Source organism: Nonomuraea sp. B208 (assembly GCF_057536035.1).
In genome coordinates, this window is sequence record NZ_BAAJOU010000014.1 from 66,503 (window position 1) to 85,912 (window position 19,410).

Here is a 19,410-nt window from a genome sequence, read left to right on the forward strand (position 1 = left end):
TCAGCGCCTCTCCTCTCGGGGCAGCCTGGTGATCGTCGCGGGCCGTGCGGGGGCGTCCTCGCCGCGCAGCTCCTCCACCAGCGCGGCCATCCCGGCCACGGTGGGCACCTGGAAGAGGCTGCGCATCGGCAGCCGGACGCCGATCTTCTTCCTGATGAGCGCGATGAGCTGGACCGCCACCAGCGAGTTGCCGCCCAGCTCGAAGAAGTCCTGCTCGACACTGACCCGGCGGGCGCCGAGCACCTCGCCCCACAGCCCGGCGAGCGTGCTCTCCAGGTCGTTGCGCGGGGCCACGTGGTCGTCGTCGGCGGCGCCGCCGTCGCCGGTCGCGGCGGCTGCGTCCAGCTCGTCGGCCACGGTGTCCTGGGTCAGCTCGCGCACCCCGGCCACGAACTCGGGCAGCGCGGTCGCGTTCACCACGACCTGGCTGCCGAGCCCGGCGGCGAGCAGCCGGCGGAACGCCTCGGCGCCGTCGGCGGGCGGGATGCCGCGCCTGGCCCCGTCGAGGTCGAGGGCGACGCCCGCGGTCGCGGACTCCTCCTTGACCGGCACGGCCTCGGCGGCGTTCCTGGCGCCCTCGCCGACCGTCCTGGTCATCGACTGCCGGTCCACGCGCCGCAGCACGAAGTCGGAGATGTCCACCACGGGCTCGCCGGCGTCGTCGTACAGGGTGAGGTCGGCGGCCAGCACCTCGCCGCCGCCGGTGTCGCGCAGCCGCGCGTGGCTCCACAGCGTGGCGGGCAGCGGGCCGCGCACGGTGATGCGGCCGTAGCCGAGCGGCAGGTAGCTGTGCTCGCCGGAGACGGCGACGAACGCGGTCGCCTCGTCCAGCAGCGCCGGGTGCAGCGGCAGCGCGGCCAGCTCGGCGGCCACGTCGGGGACGGCCACCAGGTGGGCGAGCTGCTCGTCGCCGCCGAGCCGCACCTCGCGCAGGCTGCGCCAGCGCGGCCCGAACGTGACCAGCCCGGACGCCGAGGCGAACGGGTCGGCCGCGCCGGAGCCGTACGTGCAGCGGGCCCGCACCTCGGCCAGGTCCGCGGCGGGCTCGCCGGCCGCCACCCACGCCGCCGAGCCGCGCGCGTGCGTCACCGGCTCGCCGCCGGCGGAGCTGACCACCTCGAAGTCCATGCCGTCGCCCGCCGGCGTGAGCAGGACCCGCAGCTCCGCGCTGGTGCCCTCGGCGACCGGCAGCGGCGCGACGAAGGCGACGTCGCGCAGCTCGATCGCGTGACCGGGCCCAGGGCTCGGCACGGCCGCCTCGAACGCCGCCCGCGCCGTCTCCAGGTAGCCGGTGCCCGGCATCACCGGCACCCCGGCCACCCGGTGCTCGCCGAGCACCCAGTGCGTCTCCGGCGACAGGGTCGCGGCGTACCAGGGGCGGCGGCCGGCGCTCTCGTGCCGGTGACCGAGAATCGGGTGCTCCAGCCGGGTGACCCGGTCGCCGCGCTGCAGGGCACGGAACGCCACCGGCGCGGCCACCTCGGCGGCCATGCCGACCTCCAGCCAGGCCCCCCAGTTCACCGACACGACCCGGCCCGGCCAGACGTGCGCGTACGCGTCCATGAACGCGTTGGCGCCGCAGTAGTCCACCTGGCCGAACCCGCCCGCCACGGCGGTCACCGAGGAGCAGAGCAGCACAAAGTCGAGCGGCAGGTCGCCGAACACCTCGCGCAGCGCCGCCGTCCCCGCGAGCTTGGGCCCCATGACGGCGTCGGCGGCCCCCCGCTCCTTGACCTCGGCCATGCCGCCGCCGGGCACCCCGGCCGCGTGCACGATCCCGTCGATCCGGCCGAATCTGGCGAGGGCGTCGTCCCGGACCCGGCGCAGCGACGCGGGGTCGGTCACGTCGGCGGACAGCACGACCACCTCGGCGCCCGCCCGCTCCATCCGGCGGACGGCGGCCACCGCGCGCCTGGTCCGCTCCGGCGCGCCGTCGAGCGCGTCCCACTCCTCGCGGGGCGGCAGCCCGGTCCTGCCGAGCAGCACCAGCCTGGCCCCGGCGCGCCGGGCCAGGTCCTCGGCCAGCGTCAGGCCGATGCCGCCGAGGCCGCCGGTGATCACGTACACGCCGTGCCGGCGCAGCGGATCGTCCTGCGGCGGCAGCGGCACCGGCGCGAACGCGCGCACCCAGCGGCGGCCGGCGCGCAGCGCGACCGGGGACGGCGGCACGCCCTCCTCCGGCTCGCCGGGCTCGGCGGCCAGCTCGGCCAGCACTTTTCCGGCGTCGTACGGCCCCGGCTCCAGATCGACGTGCCGGGCCGTCAGCCAGCGGGCCTCCAGCGGGACCACGCCCGTGATCCCGGCGACCGTGGCGTGCTCGGGCCGCGACACGTCCCCGCCGATGACGCCCTGCGTGCCGGCGGTCACGATGTCCAGGTGGACCGGCGTCTCCCGCTCGGCCCCCGCCATCGCCTGCACCAGCGCCAGCAGGCTGTGGAAGCCGAGCTCCTGGGCCGCGGTGACCTGCTCGGCGGTCGCGGCGGGAGCGCCGTCCAGCGCCCAGGCGTGCACGACGCGGGCCGGCACGCCGGTCGCGGCCAGCAGCGCCTCGTAGTCGTCGCGCTCGGCCGGCCGGACGGTGACCGTCCCGTCGGGGGCGACGCCGTACGCCTCACCCGGCACTACCCGGACCGCGTCCGCGCCGGCCGCCCGCAGCCCGTCCAGCAGCGGTTCGGCGGCCGGTCCGGCGAACACCAGGCAGCGCAGCCCGGCGAGCGCCGCCGTCCCGGCCGGGGCGACGGGCTCCTGCCGCCAGGCCGGCACCGAGAACCACTCCTCCAGCGGCAGCGCCCCCGCGCGCGGCGGCCGGGGGAAGACCAGCTCGGGATCGAAGTCGGTACGCACCCAGTGCTCGGCCCGCTCGTACGGGTACGCCGGCAGCGGCACCCGGCGGGCGGGCTCGGCCAGCGCGTCGGTGTCCAGCGGCACGCCCGCCGTCCAGAGCGCCCCGGCCGTCGCGTAGAGGACCTCCAGGTCGGACTTGCCGTCGGCGGGGCCGGGCAGGCTGGCCAGCGGGCGCGGCGCCGTCTTGGGGAGCTGGTTCCGCGCCAGCCCGGCGAGCTGCCGCCCCGGGCCGCACTCCACCAGCCGCCACTCGCCCTCGGCGGCGAGCGTCGCCACGCAGTCGCCGAACCGGACGGCCTCGCGCACGTGCCGCGTCCAGTAGGCGGGGTCCGTGGCCTGCTCGGCGGTGATCCAGGCGCCGGTGACGTTCGACAGGAACGGCAGCGCGGGCGCGTGCCTGGCCGCGGCGGCGACCGCCTCGTGGAAGTCGCCGAGAATCGGGTCCATCATCGCCGAGTGGAAGGCGTGCGAGGTGCGCAGCGCGGTGTGCTGGACGCCGGCCTCGTCGAGACTGGCGGCGTAGGCGGCGACCAGCTCGCCGGGACCGGCGACGACGCACGTGCCGGGGCCGTTGACGGTGGCGATCGACAGGCCGTCCGGCAGGTCCCCGCGCACCTCCGCCTCGTCGAGGCGCACCGCGAGCATCGCGCCCGAAGGCACGCTCTGCATGAGCCGGCCGCGGACGGCGACCAGGCGCAGCGCGTCCGGCAGGGAGAAGACGCCCGCGACGGTCGCGGCGACGTACTCGCCGATGCTGTGCCCGATCATCGCGGCGGGCTCCACGCCCCACGAGCGCCACAGGGACGCCAGCGCCCACTCCAGCGTGAACAGCGCCGGCTGGGTGAGCTCCGTCTGCCGCAGCCGCTCGTCGGCGGCCTCCCGCTCGTCGTCGCCCGGGAACAGCAGGGTGCGCAGGTCCAGGCCCAGCTCCTCACGCAGGATCGCGGCGCACTCGTCCACGGCGGCCGCGAAGGCCGGCTCGGTGCGGTAGAGGCCCGCCCCCATGCCCGCGTACTGCGCGCCCTGGCCGGAGAACAGCCAGGCCACCTTCGGCGTGCCCGCCCGGCCCTTCACCACCCGGCGCGGCGTGGTCAGCGCCGCGACCGCGTCGGCCGTGTCGGTGGCCACCACGGCGGCGCGGTGCGCGTACCGGCGGCGGGACCGCAGCGTGTGCGCCACGTCGGCCAGGTCGAGCTCCCGCCCCTCCAGATGGCCGGCCAGCCGGGCCGCCGTGGCCTCCAGCGCCGACGGGGTCCGCGCCGACAGCAGCAGCAGGTGGGCCGGGCGCGGCTGCGCCGTGGGCAGCGGCGCGGGCGGCGCCTGCTCGACCAGCACGTGCGCGTTGGTGCCGCCGATCCCGAACGAGCTGACGCCCGCCCGGCGCGGGAAGCCGTTCGTCTCCCACTTCGTCAGCGACGAGACCACCCGGAACGGGTTGGAGCCGAAGTCGATGCGCGGGTTCGGCGTCTCGAAGTTGAGGCTCGGCGGGATCAGGCCGTGCTCCAGCGCGAGCACCGTCTTGATGAAACCCGCGATGCCCGCCGCCGGGCCCAGGTGGCCGATGTTGGTCTTGACCGAGCCGAGGCCGCACCAGCCCGCCTCGTCGGTGCCGGCGCCGAGCACGCTGGACAGGGCCGACACCTCGATCGGGTCGCCCAGCGAGGTGCCGGTGCCGTGCGCCTCCACGTACGTGATGGTCCGCGGGTCGATCCGCGCGACGCCGAGCGCCTGCGCGACCGCGGCCGCCTGGCCCTCGGCGCTCGGCGCGGAGAAGCCCATCTTGGTGGCGCCGTCGTTGTTGATCGCGTTGCCGATCACCACGGCCCGGATGTGGTCGCCGTCGGCGAGGGCGTCCGACAGGCGCTTCAGCACCGCCATGCCGCCGCCCCCGCCCCAGATCGTGCCGGCCGCGGCGGCGTCGAACGCCCGGCAGTGCCCGTCGGGCGCGTAGATGCCGTCCTGGTGGAACTGGTACCCCCACTCGGCGGGCAGCTCCAGCGAGGCGCCGCCGGTCAGCGCCATGTCGCACTCGCCGGTGCGCAGCGCCTCGCACGCCACGTGCAGCGCGACCAGCGACGAGGAGCACGCCGTGTGCAGGGTCACGCTGGGGCCGCGCAGGTCCAGCTTGTACGACACCATCGTGGCCAGGTAGTCGGGGTGGTTGCCGGTGTAGACGGCGAGGTTGCCGACGGAGGCGAACACCTTCTTGTTCGGCCGGATGTACATCCACTGGTACTCGTCGGAGCCGATGGCCCCGTACACGCCGATCTCGCCCGGATAGCGGGCCGGATCGTAGCCCGCGTCGTCCAGCGCGCTGCTGGCCAGCTCCAGGAACATGCGCTGCTGCGGGTCGCGCAACTCCGCCTCGCGCGGCGACATGCCGAAGAAGGCCGCGTCGAGCGCGCCGTAGCCGTCCGCGATCGAGCACGCCCTGACGAACGTCGGATCGTCCAGCAGGTAGTCGGGCACGCCGAGCGCCGCCTGCTCCTCGCGGGTGTAGAAACGCACCGACTCGACGCCGCCGACCAGGTTGCGCCAGTACGCGGGCACGTCCTCGGCGCCCGGGAGACGGCAGGCCAGGCCGACGACCGCGATCGGCTCGACCCCTGGCCCCTCGTCGTCGTGGTTCAGCTCAGCGGTCATCAGTCACTCTCCCGTCTGGCCCGGTGGGGCCGAGTTGAGGGGCGTGCCCTGCGCGCCGCGACCCGCCGCGCGGCGCGCTCCGCACCCGGCGTACGCCGCTCGCCGTCGAGGTGCGCGGCGAGCGTCCGTACGGTCGGGAAGCGGAACAGGTCCACGATCGGCACCTCGCGGCCGAGTGCGGCGGCGAGGCGGGCCTGGACCTGAGCGGTGGCGAGCGAATGCCCGCCGATCTCGAAGAAGTTCGCGTCGGCCGCCACCCGCGGCAGGCCAAGGACCTCCCGCCAGACGCCGGCGACCAGCCGCTCGGTCGCGGTGGCCGGCTCCTGCCCCGGCCCGGCCGCGGCGCGCGGGGGAGGGGCGGGCAGGGCGGCCCGGTCCACCTTCCCGTTCGGCGTCAGCGGCAGCGCCGGCAGCAGCACCAGCTCGGCCGGCACGGCGTAGTCGGGCAGGCGGGCCGCGAGATGCCGGCGCAGCTCCCCGGCCTGCACGGCCGCGCCGGCGGGCACCGCATAGGCGTGCAGCACCGGCCCGCCGGGCTGCTCGGCCGCCCGCGCCGCCGCCGCCAGGACACCGGGATGCGCGGCCAGCGCCGCCTCCACCTCGCCCAGCTCGACCCGGTGGCCGCGGATCTTCACCTGCCCGTCGGCCCGCCCGGCCGGCACCACCCGGCCGTCGGGGTCGTAGCGGCCGAGGTCGCCGGTGCGGTAGCGGGCGGGCCCGCCGCCGGGCTCCCTGCTGAAGCGGCTCCTGGTCAGCTCGTCGTCGCCCGCGTACGCCTGCGCCAGGCGGCGGCTGCGCACCACCACCTCGCCGAGCTCCCCCACGGCCGCGGGCGCGCCGCCGGCGTCGAGCACCAGCAGCTCCGCCCCGTCCACGCCGTGACCGACCGGGACCGGGTCGCCGCTCGCGCCCACCTGGCCGGTGAGCTCGTGGACGGCCTGCGCCTGGGGCGTCTCGGTGGTGCCGTAGGCGTTCACCAGGCGGGCCTTCGGCGCGACCGCCGCGAACCTGGCCACGTCCGCGAACGTCAGCCGGTCCCCGCCGAACACCACCAGCCGCAGGTCGGGCAGCTCCACCCCGGCCGCCGCGATCAGGGTGGCGAGCTGCGGCGTCACATGCGCCACCGTGATCGCCCGCTCCCGCAGCCACGCCGCGAGCCGCGCCGGGTCCCGCACCCGGTCCTGCGCCGGCACGTGCAGCGTCGCCCCGAGGGTGAGCGGCGTCCAGACGTCCCGCAGCAGCGGATCGTGCGCCAGCCCGGCCAGCAGCGCGAACCGGTCGTCGGCGGTCAACGCGAACTCGGCCGCGTACCAGTCCAGGAACCGGGCCAACGGCTCCTCAGCCGCCACCACCGGCTTCGGCTCACCGGTGGTCCCGGACGTGAACGCCAGATACCCCCGCTCCGCGAGCGTCACCCTCCCGACCCCCTCACCGGCCGAACCGTCAGAGCCGGGGGACTCGGTGGTGGGCCCGGGGTATCGGTCCGGCTCGGGCGACTGGGCCAGTTCGGGGGACGAGGTCGGTTCGGGGGACCGGTCCGGCTCGGACGAGCGGGCCAGGTCGGGGGACCGGGTCGGTTCGGGCGAGACGGCCAGTTCGAGGGGCCCGGCCGGCTGGGGCAGCCAGGCCAGCTCGGGCAACCAGGCCAGCTCAGCCGGGACGGTGACGCCGGGGCAGGTGATCAGTGCGCGGGCCTCGGCGGCCCGCGCCTGGGCCGCGAGGCGCGCGGCCGGCAGGGCGGGGTCCAGCACGGCCCAGCGCCCCCCGGCCCCCAGGACGCCCAGCATCAGCGCGGACAGCTCGCACGTCCGGGCAGCCAGGATCGCCACCACCGCCCCCGACCCCGCTGCGGTGGCCACGGACTCCGCGACCGCGCCCGCGAGCCGGACCAGCCCGGCGTAACTGAGCGCACGATCCTCACCGGCCACCGCCACCCGGGCGCTCCCGGCGTGGCCGAGGACCCGTTCCACCACGCCGGGCCCGCTCCAGCCGGGCAGGGGACGGGTGCCGTCCGGGAGGCGGACGCGCTCCGCTCCGGGCGGAGGGCGGAGGGACGCGCGCCGCACCGGCAGCTCAGGAGCGGCGACCAGGTCGCCGAGCAGCCGCAGGTAGCCGGCCAGCAGCTCCTCGATCCGCTCCCGGCGGAACAGCCGCGGGTTGTACGCGGCCTGCAGCACGTACCGCCCGTCGCGTTCCCCGACGTACAGAGTCAGGTCGAACAGCGCGCCCGGCAGCCCCGGCGGCAGCGGGACGGCCGTGACGCCGGGCAGCTCCAGCCGCGGCTCGGCGAAGTCGTACATGTTGAACAGCACCTGGACCAGCGGGTTCCTCGACAGGTCGCGGCCGGGCCCGAGCCGGTCGACCAGCCGCTCCAGGTGCACGTCGAGATGGGCGAGCGCGCCGGACAGCGTCTCCTGGCAGCGCGTCACGTGCGCCGCGAAGCTCGCGCCGTCCTCGACGCGCAGCCGTACCGGCAGCACCTGCACCAGGCAACCGACCAGCGGGTGGAAGGCCGGGTCGCGCCGGTCGGCGACGGGCGAGCCGACGATCAGGTCGTGCTGCCCGGTGAGCCGCCGCAGCACCTGCCCGAACGCCGCCAGCAGCACCGCGTACGGCGTGCTGCCGAGCCGCGCGGCCAGCGCCCGCACGCCCTCGCTGACGGCCGCCCCGGCCTCGGCCGCCGCGCCGGCCCCCTCGAACGTCTGCACCGCCGGGCGCGGATGGTCGCGCGGCAGGTCGAGCACGGCGGGCGCGCCCTCCAGGTGCCGCCGCCACCACTCCAGGCTCGCCTCGCCGTCCCGCCCGCCGAGGTAGGCGGTGTATCCGCCGAACGGGGTGCGCAGCGGCGCGAGCGCCGCCTCCCGGTAGGCGCGCCCGAGGTCGTCGTAGAGCACCCGCTGCGACCAGCCGTCGAACACCAGGTGGTGCGCCGTGATCGCCAGCACGTGCTCCTCGGCGGCGACGCGCAGCAGCCGGGCCCGCCACAGCGGCCCCGCCGCCAGGTCGAAGGCGAGCCGGGCCTCCTCCGCCAGCCGCTCGCCGACCTCCGCCTCCGTCACGTCCTCCACGGGCAGCGGCACCGGGCCGGGCGGCGACACGGCGACGGCCGGCACGCCGCCGGACTCCGGGACGCGCCACCGCAGCACCTCGTGCCGCTCGGCCACCGCCGCCAGGGCGGCCCGCAGGGCGGCGACGTCCAGCGGCCCGGACAGGCGCTGCGCCATCGCGATGTTGTGCGCGGGCGTGCCGGGCGCCAGCCGCTCCACGAACCACATCCGGCGCTGCACCGCCGACAGCGCGGCCGGCGCCGCGGCGAGCGGTTCGTCCCGCGCGGGCGGGGCCAGCTCGGCCAGGCGGGCGATGCCGGCGACGGTACGGCCCGCGAGCACGTCCCTGACCTCGATCTCCTTGCCGAGCCTGGTCCGGAGCAGCGCGGCCAGGCGCATGGCCACCAGCGAGTGACCGCCGCACGCGAAGAAGTCGTCGTCCGGCCCCGGCTCGGCCCCGGCCCCGAACGCCTCCGCCCACGCCGCCGCGACCCTCCGCTCCACCCCGCTCCCGCCGGCCTCCGGGGCCGCGCCGCCCGCTGGGGACTCCTCGCGCCGGGCGCGCAGGGCCGCCATGTCGATCTTGCCCGCCACGGTCAGCGGCAGCGCCGCCAGCCGCACCACCCGGGTCGGCGTCATGTACGCCGGCATGCTCTCCAGGCAGTGCGCCCGCACCTCCTCGATGCCGGGCGCGTCCTCGGGCGTCAGGTACGCGGTCAGCTCCTTCAGCCCCGTGGCCCCGTCGGTCACGTCCGCGACCGCCTGACGCACGCCGGGATGCGCCCGCAGCACCGCCTCGACCTCGCCGATCTCGACGCGCTGGCCCTGGACCTTCACCTGCCGGTCCAGCCGCCCGATGAAGCCGATCCGGCCGTCGTCCTCCAGCACGACCTGGTCGCCGGTGCGGTACATGCGCGCCCCCGGCCCGCCGTACGGGTCCGGCACGAACCGCTCGGCCGACAGCCCCGGCCGGCCGAGGTAGCCGCGGGCCAGTTGCGGGCCGCCGATGCACAGCTCGCCGGGCGTGCCCGGCGGGCAGGGCCGCAGCAGGTCGTCGAGGATGTACGCCCGGCAGCCCGGCAGCGCGTGCCCGATCGGCAGCGGCCGGTCCCAGACGCCCGACAGCTCGGTGCCGACGACGCACACCGTGGTCTCGGTGGGGCCGTACCAGTTGTGGAAGCGCCGCCCGCCCGCCGTCCAGCGGGCCACCTGCTCCGGCCCGGCCGGCTCGCCCGCGGTGAGCAGGTCGCGCAGCCACGGCAGCCGCTCCGGCTCCAGCAGCGGGAGCAGCGCGGGCGGGATCGTGCCCCAGGTCACCTGGTGCCGTTCCAGGAACCGCTGGAGCCGGGCGGCGTCCACCCGGTCCTCCTCGGGGATCAGCATCACCGACCCGCCGCGCGCCAGCGGCGCGAAGACGTCCAGGACCGACACGTCGAACCCGAGCGCGGCGAACCCGATGGACCGGCACCCGGCGTCGAGCCCGAACACCTCACCCGCCATCGTCACGAACGACACCGCCGAGGCATGGCTCACCACGACCCCCTTGGGCCGCCCCGTCGAGCCCGAGGTGTAGAGCACATAGGCCGCCGCACCTGCCGGCACGACCCGCGCGACCACCCCGGCCCCTCCGGCCCCCAGCGGCCCGGTCTCCGACGGCTGGGTCTCCAGCGGCCCAGCCTCCGACTGCCCGGTCTCCAGTGGCCCGGTCTCCAGCGGCCCAGCCTCCGACTGCCCGGTCTCCAGCGGCCCGGTCTCCAGCGGCCCGGTCTCCAGCGGCCCGGTCTCCAGCGGCCCGGTCTCCAGTGGCGCGGTCTCCAGGCGCACGGGCAGACCGGCCAGCAGTTCCGCGCCGGTCTCGTCCGCGACGACCGTGGTGATGCCGGCGTCCTCGATGACGCCGGCGAGCCGCCGGCGCGGATGCGCAGGGTCCAGCGGCACGTACGCGGCCCCGGACATCAGCACCCCGAGCACGCGGACCAGCAGGCCGGGCGTGCGGCGGTGGCAGATGCCGATCCGCGTCTCGGGGCCCGCGCCGAGCTCGCGCAGCCGGTGCGCCAGCACCGCCGCCGCCGAGACCAGCTCGCGGTAGGTCAGGCTCCGCTCGCCCTGCCGTACGGCCGTCGCGTCCGGAGTGCGCCCGGCCTGCGCCAGGACGAGGTCATGAAGAAGCGCCCCGTTGGTCACTCGTGTCTCCCCGCTGTCTCCTCGCCCGCTCCCCGTCACCTTGCTCGTTCCGGCGGCAGGTCGACGCTCAGCCGCACCCCGTCGCGGGGTACGGCGACCGCGGCCAGCGCCTCACCCCGGGAGGTGTGCAGCGCCAGGTGCGTGATCCGCCACCGCGACAGCCGGTCCGGCTCCTGGCCGGGCTGGACGCGCCAGGGGCCGGGGTCGGCGAGGTCGGGAAACCCGATCGCCGCGGGGTCGGCGGTCCCGCCGTCGGCGGCCATCAGCGCCCGCTTCGCGGTGACGGCGCGCAGCGCGAGCCACCCCCGGTCCTCCTCGGCGGCCTCCTCGACCTGCTCCCGCTCGTCCGCGCTCAGCTCGACCGGCTCGCCGAGGTCCCGCGCGCGCAGCACGCACACCCCGATCCCCGGCCCGCTCCCGGCGGCCACGGCGGCCAGGTCGCCGGCGTCACTCGTGGCCACGGCTCCCCAGGCCGCCTCCCGCCCCGCGTGCCGGCGCAGCACCGCGTCGCGACCGGCCGCCGGCCCCGCCCAGAGGTGCACCTCGTCCGCCTCGGCGGGAACCTGCCCGGCCGTGAGGTCGGCGGTGATGAGCCCGGCCAGCTCGTCCGGCCGGTCCTTGACGAACAGGTGGCCGCCGCGGATGGTCCGCAGTCGGAAGCCCGCGCTGGTGTGCCGGGCCCAGCCGAGCATCTCCGCCACCCCGGCCTCCCCGTCGTCGAGCCCGGCGAAGGCCACGATCGGGGTGGCGAGCGGCGGCTCGGGGGCGAAGGCGTAGTTCTTGATCCAGGCGAAGTCCGAGCGCAGCACGGGCAGCATCAGCTCCCGCAGCTCCGGCAGGTCCCTGAGCTCGGGCAGCGCCCCCGACCTGCGGATGAGCTGGTCGATGAAGGCGTCGTCGGGCAGGTCGGCGGCGGCCGCCAGCGGCACCCGGCGGTCCGGGGGATGCGCGCCGCCGACGTACAGTATCGACGGCTCGCGCAGGCCGCGCCTGCGCAGCTCGCGGGCCACCTCGAAGGCCAGCCGGGCGCCCATGCTGTGGCCGTACAGGACGTACGGCTCGCCGGTGGCGGGCGCGACCTCGTCGGCGATGTCGCTGATCGTGAAGGCGGGCGGCTCGCCGATGCGGTTCTCCCTGCCGGGAAGCTGGAGGGGGACCACGGTGAGGCCGGTGAGCCGGCGGAGGAGCCCGGCATAGGCGCTCGCGCCTCCTCCGGCGTAGGGCAGGCAGATCATCGTACGGGCGGCGCACGGACCGGTGGGGTGGTGGTCCCGCGTCGCCGCGGCTAGCTGGCCACTGATCGCCCAGCACCTCCCTTGCCGGGAGTCGCCGTCCGCGGCGCACGCGGTCTGGACAGGGGGGCGGGCTGGGGGTTTCGTCGCTGAATACGGAGGTCGTCAACCGCCATGTTACGGCGCTCCTCGACAAATGCCGCGAAACAACACCGAAATGTGAGTGGGTGCGAAATGTCGGACAATGCGTGTGATCTCACGCCGTTGCACGACATGAACCTTATATCGACGCGGCAGGGTGGCGTCAATGAGCGATCCGGCCGGCCCACGTCAGCCGTCATTCGCCCGAAGAGCCTCTTGCACAGCGGGTCGCGCGGTGATAGATGGGAGGGCTCACCTGAGGACCGTAACCAAGATTCGGACGTCCGAAACCGCCCGTCGCACCCGCCGGCCACGGAGGGAAAAGATGTGCGCGGGCCGGTGCCCGGCCCCGCCTGCCGCCGTTCTCCGGCGGCCATTCGCCAAAAGCCGCCCACGCCCTGCGGCGCGAGGGCCCGGCGGCGCGTCCACTCACCTCCGGACTCTCTTGTCGCGGACTTTGTCAAGGTGCCATGAAACTTTCAAGTATCGGCCCGACCGTTTGCCTGATCACCCTAATCCGCGCTCGTGACACGCCGAAACTCCCGGCTCGACGTGCGCGGTTGATTATTCATCGGGAAATGAGTTCGATTCACGATCAACCGACGAAAGGCGAAACTGCCCGCCGGAGAAGTCAAGACAAAAGTCGCGCCGCTCAACCGGCCGCGGAAAGGCGTAAATCGCGCACGCGGTTCCACCGCTGCCCCGTGACGATTCTCGCGGTCAAATCGTCGAGGTCGTAAACGATCGACCATTGGGTGTGCGGCTGGGCGACCTTCCGGAGCAGTTTCATCGCCTCCGTGCCGCCGCCCTCGGCGAGGAGCCGGTAGCGGCGGTCGGCCATTCTGGCGGCCCGGTCCGTGCCGGTCATGGTGATGTTGGTGAGGTAGCGGTCGTCGATGACGTTCATGCGGCCCTCGGCGTACTCGACGACCGCCGACCTGCCGGCGCGGTCCGCGATCAGGTAGTGGAGCTGCGGGCCGCCGGTGAAGTCGAGGTCGTAGCGGCGCATCAGCTCGATCGCCTCCGGCACGGTCGCGGCCCTGTCCAGCATCAGCCGGATGATCCGCACCCCGCTCACCGTGACGCGGCCCGCGCCGGGCGCGGGCAGCTCGGCGTCCGGGGCCTGGGCCAGGCCGACGACGAGCCCCTTCTCGTTCATGCCGTCGAACGGGATCAGCACCGCGTGCGCGAGCCGCCGCCGGTCCTCGGCCTTGGTCAGCTTCGGCTTGATCCGCGGGTAGAACAGATAGGAGACGTCCACCAGCGAGATCGAGGCGTAGCCGCCCGGCGGGCGGTTGTGGACGACCATCGCCGGGTTGGGCTGCCAGTCGAAGTTCCTGCCGAACTCGCCGGGGCGGTGGAACAGCGAGCAGGCCCAGCCGTCGCCCTTGCGCGCCAGCTCCGCGTCGGTGAGCGGCGCCTCGGCGTCGTAACCGCCGTGGTAGGTCATCTCGTACAGCGGCAGGTCGTCGAGGAGGCGCATGCTCGCCGACGTGCGGGCGATCTCGTCGGCCGTCTGCCGGAGGATGCCCTGCGGGGTCGTGGGGGAGGGCTTGGGGGGCGGCGAGGCCGGGGCGGGCGCGCACGCCACCGCCGCGGCGAGAGCCAGAGCCGACAACACCGCCACGGCAGGGGTCCGCATGCCAGTAGTGTGCCTCACCTCACAAAAGGTGTCACCCCGCACAAAAGGTCGCGCGCCCCGGCCGCACGGCGGCGTCCGGGGCGCGCGGGGCGCGGGATCAGGCGTACGCCTCCACCGGCGCGCGGGGCTCGGGGTCAGGCGTACGCCTTCACCTCCAGCAGCCCGACCGACCCTTGACCGCTCTGCAGCACGACCCGCAGCCGTGTGGTGCTGACGGAGGGGAAGCTCACCCGATTGTAGGCGTCGGCCGCCACCGGGTACGTCCCCGGCACGTCGGCGTAGGCGCTGCCCGTCCAGTACTGGAGCTTCCACGACGCCGGGACGCGCACGCCGCCGCCGTCGTCGAAGAAGTACACGTCGGCGGAGCTGATCGTCTGCGTGGCCGGCCAGGTCAGTTCGGCCCACTGCGTGCCGGTCTGCGGCCAGGTGCCCCAGCGGCGGTTGACGGTGTCGTTCGAGCGCGGCGGGTCGATGCCGTCGTTGATCGCCGCCACGCTCTCCCACGCCGAGGTGTAGGAGGCCGACGGGGTGGCCGAGCGGGCCAGGTTCGACGGGGCGGTGCCGGTGACCGTCAGCGTGTACGTCCTGGTCACCGGCGTGCTGAGCTTGTCGTAGTCGCGCAGCCTGACGGTGAAGGTGGACGTCCCGGCCGCCGTCGGGGTGCCGGTGATCGCGCCGGTGAAGCGGTCGAGACTCAGCCCGGCCGGCAGCGACCCGCCGGTGACCTGCCAGTCGTAGAACGGCACGCCGCCCTTGGCCTGGAGGGTCTGCTGGTAGGCGGTCCCGGCCGCGGCCTGGGGGAGCGAGGTGGTGGTGATCGACGGCGGCAGGAACGGGGTGAGGTTGCGGTTGAGCTTCCAGCCGGCGTTCTCGGCGACGAGCAGCGCCAGCTTGGTCAGCATCCACCGCCGGGTCGGGAACAGGTGTGTCCAGCCGCCGCTCTGGCCGCTGAGGCGGTCCCAGTTGGGCTGGTCGCCGGGGATGTGGTAGCTGGAGTCCAGGGGGACCGCACGCCCCTGGTAGGCGACCACGTCGGGGTCGGTGCCGCCGGAGGCGACGTAGGCGCGCATCCCGGCCCAGTCGCTGTGGAAGGCGACCGCGTGGCCGTACTCGTGCATGACCAGGCCGTGCACGTCGAGCACGGAGCCGGCGATGTCGGTCTTGTACCAGTCCTCGTCGGCCAGGGAGGTGAACAGCTGCTTGCCCGCCTCGTCGTACTCGAAGATCATCGCGGTCGAGCGGTGCAGCGGGCCGGCGAGCTGCTGGCCGCCCCGGGTGCTGTAGCGGCCGTTGGCGGCGGGGTAGCCGGTCGAGTACGGGGTCTGGATCCCGCGGAAGAACACGTACATGCCGTTGTAGGCGGCGTTGTTGGTGACCGTGACGGAGTTCTGCCAGTCGTTGCCGGGCAGGTGGTTGGTCTCCGCGCCGGCCGCCACGGTGTCGAAGGGCGCCATGTCGAAGAAGCGGAACCAGTCCTTCACCGCCTCCTCGGCCGCCGTCCGGAAGGCCGGGGCGTTGAAGTAGCCGGTGATGGTGTCGTAGCGGTAGTCGAACGTGAGCGGCAGCGAGGGCTCCAGCGCGGTCTTCTCGTCCTGCTGGACCCGGATGGGCATCGACTGCTGGTACGTCGCCCCGCCCGCGTCCCTGATCGTCAGCCGCAGCGTGTGCAGCTCGTCGGCGCCGGGCCCGCGCTTGGAGTGGATGGCCAGCCGGAACGGCTTCTCCTCCGAGGCGGAGGCGAAGGTCAGAGTCTTGGTCGCGCCGGTGGCGGTGAGCTGGCTCGGCAGGTCCATCATCAGCCGGGAGGTGCCCTCGGCCTTGAGGTCGACGGTGATCGGGTAGCGCACGTCGGCGGGCGGGCGGACGGTCAGCTCGACGTACGGGTTGGCCAGGTAGCCCTGCCAGTCGACGAGCTTGACGCCGTAGTCGTTGACGACCCGGCCGAACATGTCCACGACCTGCGCGGTGGGCGCGGCGTGCGCGGCGGGCGGCGCGGCGGTGAGGAAGGACGCGAGAAGGACGGTGAGAAGGGTGGCCAGCACGGCCGGTCGTCTCATCGGCGGCACCTCTCTGTGTTAGCGCTAACAAAAAGCGCGGCGGGACGAGCGGGGGGAACAGGTCCTGCGGGTGGCGCCCGGGTGCGCGTGCGGACGCCAGCGTGCTCGAAAATGACTGAAAGGTTTTCGGCAGCAAACCGCACCGTCAACCCCACTGTCAAGAGCCGACTGCAACTCCAGCACAAAGGTTTTCGGTGGAACGGGGCCCAACGTGCAGCGCAACCGTTTTCTCTTGGCGCCTCACTGCCCCTGAAGTCGGCGGTCTGCACCGGTGCCTCTATTGACGAGTGCTGTATCACACCTTACATTGCCTGCGAGAAAACCTATTCTCAGTTCGACGAGGAGCTCGATGTCCGGCTTCCCCGACCCTGTCCGCCCCGACCCTGCCCGCGGGCCGCTCGCCCCCAGCACCGGAGTCCTGCGGCCGTTGGGCGTGCACGACGTCACGATCACCGGTGGCCCGTTCGCCCGCTGGCAGGAGATCAACCGATCGGCCAGCATCCCGCTCGGCCTGGAGCAGATGGAGGCGTCCGGCGCGCTGCCCAACCTGCGCCTGGCGGCGGGGGAGGGCGAGGGCGACTTCCGCGGTTACCGTTTCCAGGACTCCGACCTGTACAAACAGCTCGAAGCGATCGCCTGGGAGCACCTGCGCGCTCCCGACGCCGCCTACCCGGAGTTCGTCGCCGGCTCGGCCGCGCTGCTGGCCCGCGCGCAGCGCCCCGACGGCTATCTCAACTCGCACTACCAGGTGGTCAAGCCCGGCAAGATCTTCGCCGAGCTGGAGTACAGCCACGAGATGTACTGCGCCGGCCACCTGTTCCAGGCGGCGGTCGCCGCCTCCCGCGCCGGGTGCGGCGACGACCTGCTCGCGGTCGCCCGCCGCTTCGCCGACCTGCTGGTGGAGCGGTTCCTGACCGGCGGCGACGACGGCATCGACGGGCACGCCGAGGTCGAGACGGCCCTGGTCGAGCTCTACCGGCACACGGGCGAGCGCGCGTACCTGGAGCTGGCCCGCAAGCTCGTCGACAACCGGGGCAAGGGACTGATCGCCGACAGCGGCATGGGCCCGCTCTACTCGCAGGACCACCTGCCGGTCCGCGAGGCCGACACCGCCGCCGGCCACGCGGTGCGCCAGCTCTACCTGGAGGCCGCCGTCGTCGACCTCTACCTGGAGACGGGCGACGAGTCGCTGCTGGAGTGCTCGGTGCGGCGCTGGGAGGACATGGTCGCCACCAAGACCTACCTCACCGGCGGCCTCGGCTCCCGCCACGACGGCGAGGCGTTCGGCGAGCGCTGGGAGCTGCCTTCCGACCGCGCCTACAGCGAGAGCTGCGCCGCCATCGCGAGCGTCCACTGGAACTGGCGGCTGCTGCTGGCCACCGGCCAGGGCCGCTACGCCGACCTCATCGAGCGCACCCTCTACAACGCCTTCGCCGCCTCCACCTCGGCCGACGGCGTCCGCTTCTTCTACGTCAACCCGCTGCAGCGCCGCGCCGACCTGTTCGAGGACCGCTACCTGGGGCGGCGCAGGGAGTGGTTCGCCTGCGCCTGCTGCCCGCCGAACATCATGCGCCTGGTCGCCTCGCTCGGCCACTACGTCGCCACCACCGACGACGAGGGCCTGTCGGTCCACCAGTACGTGCCCGGCGAGATCCGCGCCGGGGCAGTCACGCTGGACGTCGAGACCCGCTACCCGTGGGACGGCCGGGTCCGGTTCACCGTCAGGGAGACCCCCGGCGGCCCGTGGACCCTCAAACTCCGCATCCCCTCCTGGAGCGAGGGCGGGCTCGTCCCCGACGCCGACGGCTATGCCCGCGTCCGGCGCGACTGGAAGCCCGGCGACGTGTTCGACCTCGACCTGGACCTGACGCCCCGGCTGGTCGTGCCGCACCGCAGGATCGACGCGCTGCGCGGCTGCGCCGCCGTCGAGCGCGGCCCGCTGGTCTACTGCTTCGAGCAGATCGACCAGGAGGCCGACCTCGAGGACCTGGCGCTCGCCGCCGAGCCGCGCCTCCGCGCCGTCGAGCGCGACGTGCCCGGCCTCGGCCCGACCGTGGTGATCGAGGCGGACGCCGTCCGGCTGCCGCCCGCCCCGGCGGACGGGCTGCCCTATTTCCCCTCGACCGCTGCCGCCGACCGGCAAGCGCCCGCCCCTGTCACCGCGACCGCCGTTCCCTACTACCAGTGGGACAACCGGGACGGCGGCGTCATGCGGGTCTGGACCCCCCACCTGTAAGGAAACACGCCCATGAAGAGAAGAGACCTGTTCAGGATGGGCGGCCTGGCCGCCCTCGGCGCCGCCGCCGCGGCCTGCGGATCGGGGGGCGGGACGGCCGGGGCGGGGGACAAGCGGCTGCAGTTCATGTACTGGGGCTCGACGTTCGAGAAGACGGCCGTGGAGAAGATGCTCCGCTCCTTCGCCGAGAAGAACCCCGGCGTCGAGGTCAAGCCGCTGTTCACGCCCGACGAGTACGACGTCAAGCTCAACAGCCTCATCGCCGGCGGCAACGTGCCCGACCTCGGGTACGTGCCGATGTCGATGTCGTTCCGCCTGGCCGAGCAGGGCAAGCTCGTCAACCTGTTCCCGTACCTGAAGAAGTACCCCCAGCTCGCCGGCTACCTGCCGGACGCCTACCTCTGGTACGGCCCCGACAAGCTGCACGGCGTCGCCACCGCCAACGAGATCGAGCTGCTGTGGTACAGCAAGGCCGCGATCGCCGAGGCCGGCATCACCGCGCCGCCCGCCGTCGCCTCCTCCGCCTGGACCTGGGACCAGTTCGTCGAGAACGCCTACAAGCTCACCGTCGACCAGAACGGCAAGCACCCCGACGAGTCCGGCTTCGACCCCAAGCAGGTCCGCCAGTTCGGCGTCTCCGTCAGCATCACCTACGCCGCCGCCTGGTACGGCTTCCTGCGCAGCAACGGCGCCGACTTCGCCGACGAGGCCGGCAAGCGCTGCCTGCTGGACACCCCCGAGGCCGTCCAGGTGTTCCAGAACCTGCAGGACCTCATCCACAAGCACCGCGTCGCGCCCGGCCCCGGCCAGCTCGCCGCGACCGGCGACGACGTGCCCGGCACCAACATCCTGCTCAAGACCAAGCGGGTGGCGATGGTCGTGGACGGCCACTGGGCGCTGCTCGACATGAACGAGAGCAAGGTCGACTACGGCATCGGCGTGCTGCCGACGTACAAGGAGCCGTTCACCACCTCCCAGGTGGCGGGCGCCTCGTCGGTGTTCGCCGGCGGCAAGCACGTCGAGGAGGCGGTCGAGCTGTTCGCCTTCCACATCGACCCGCGCTACGTGGACCTGTACCGGCAGGGGCTGTGGATGCCGCAGGAGCGCACGTACTACGAGGACCAGGCCGCCATCGACTCCTGGACGAAGAACGACGGCCACCCGCCGGAGTTCCGCACCGCCGTGGTCGACTACGCCCGCGACCACGGCGTGCCCGACCTGCGCAACCGCGTCAAGAACCTGTCGGCGATCTCCAGCGACGTCCTCACCCCGGCGCTGCAGGAGATCGAGTCGGGCAAGCGGCCCGCCGCCGAGATCCTGAAGGCCGTCACCCCGAAGATCACCGGCATGCTGCAGGGCTGGCAGCACGTCCAGGAGGTCTGAC

7 protein-coding genes are annotated in these 19,410 nt (G+C 74.3%); 2 read left to right on the forward strand and 5 right to left on the reverse strand.

Annotated features, from left to right (window positions below; genetic code table 11):
- The 5 genes from AC27IY_RS10885 to AC27IY_RS10905 all read right to left on the reverse strand — a co-directional run bounded on the left by AC27IY_RS10885 (window position 1) and on the right by AC27IY_RS10905 (window position 15,790).
- A complete protein-coding gene (locus tag AC27IY_RS10885; RefSeq protein ID WP_487177848.1) occupies window positions 1-5,487 on the reverse strand; it encodes a type I polyketide synthase in 5,487 nt (1,828 codons plus the stop codon).
- Window positions 5,487-10,718: an amino acid adenylation domain-containing protein gene (locus AC27IY_RS10890; RefSeq protein ID WP_487177849.1), complete on the reverse strand. Its 5,232-nt coding sequence runs from the start codon at window positions 10,716-10,718 to the stop codon at window positions 5,487-5,489. The genes AC27IY_RS10885 and AC27IY_RS10890 overlap by 1 nt, the downstream gene beginning before the upstream one ends.
- 35 nt (window positions 10,719-10,753) lie before the next feature.
- Window positions 10,754-11,953, reverse strand: a complete 1,200-nt coding sequence (locus AC27IY_RS10895; protein ID WP_487177850.1) for a thioesterase II family protein — start codon at window positions 11,951-11,953, stop codon at window positions 10,754-10,756.
- A gap of 790 nt (window positions 11,954-12,743) precedes the next feature.
- A complete protein-coding gene (locus tag AC27IY_RS10900; RefSeq protein ID WP_423447008.1) occupies window positions 12,744-13,733 on the reverse strand; it encodes a linear amide C-N hydrolase in 990 nt (329 codons plus the stop codon).
- A gap of 134 nt (window positions 13,734-13,867) precedes the next feature.
- A complete protein-coding gene (locus tag AC27IY_RS10905) occupies window positions 13,868-15,790 on the reverse strand; it encodes an Ig domain-containing protein (RefSeq protein WP_487177851.1) in 1,923 nt (640 codons plus the stop codon).
- Window positions 15,791-16,139: 349 nt separating this feature from the next.
- Here AC27IY_RS10905 and AC27IY_RS10910 point away from each other — a divergent pair, with 349 nt between their 5' ends.
- Together AC27IY_RS10910 and AC27IY_RS10915 are read left to right on the forward strand one after the other, a co-directional pair.
- Window positions 16,140-18,026 carry a glycoside hydrolase family 127 protein gene (locus AC27IY_RS10910; protein ID WP_487177852.1) on the forward strand — a complete coding sequence of 629 codons (1,887 nt, stop codon included), beginning with the start codon at window positions 16,140-16,142 and terminating at the stop codon, window positions 18,024-18,026.
- A gap of 12 nt (window positions 18,027-18,038) precedes the next feature.
- The gene (locus AC27IY_RS10915) at window positions 18,039-19,409 is read left to right on the forward strand and encodes an ABC transporter substrate-binding protein (RefSeq protein WP_487177853.1); all 1,371 of its coding nucleotides are present in this window, start codon (window positions 18,039-18,041) and stop codon (window positions 19,407-19,409) included.
- Window position 19,410 lies beyond the last annotated feature (1 nt).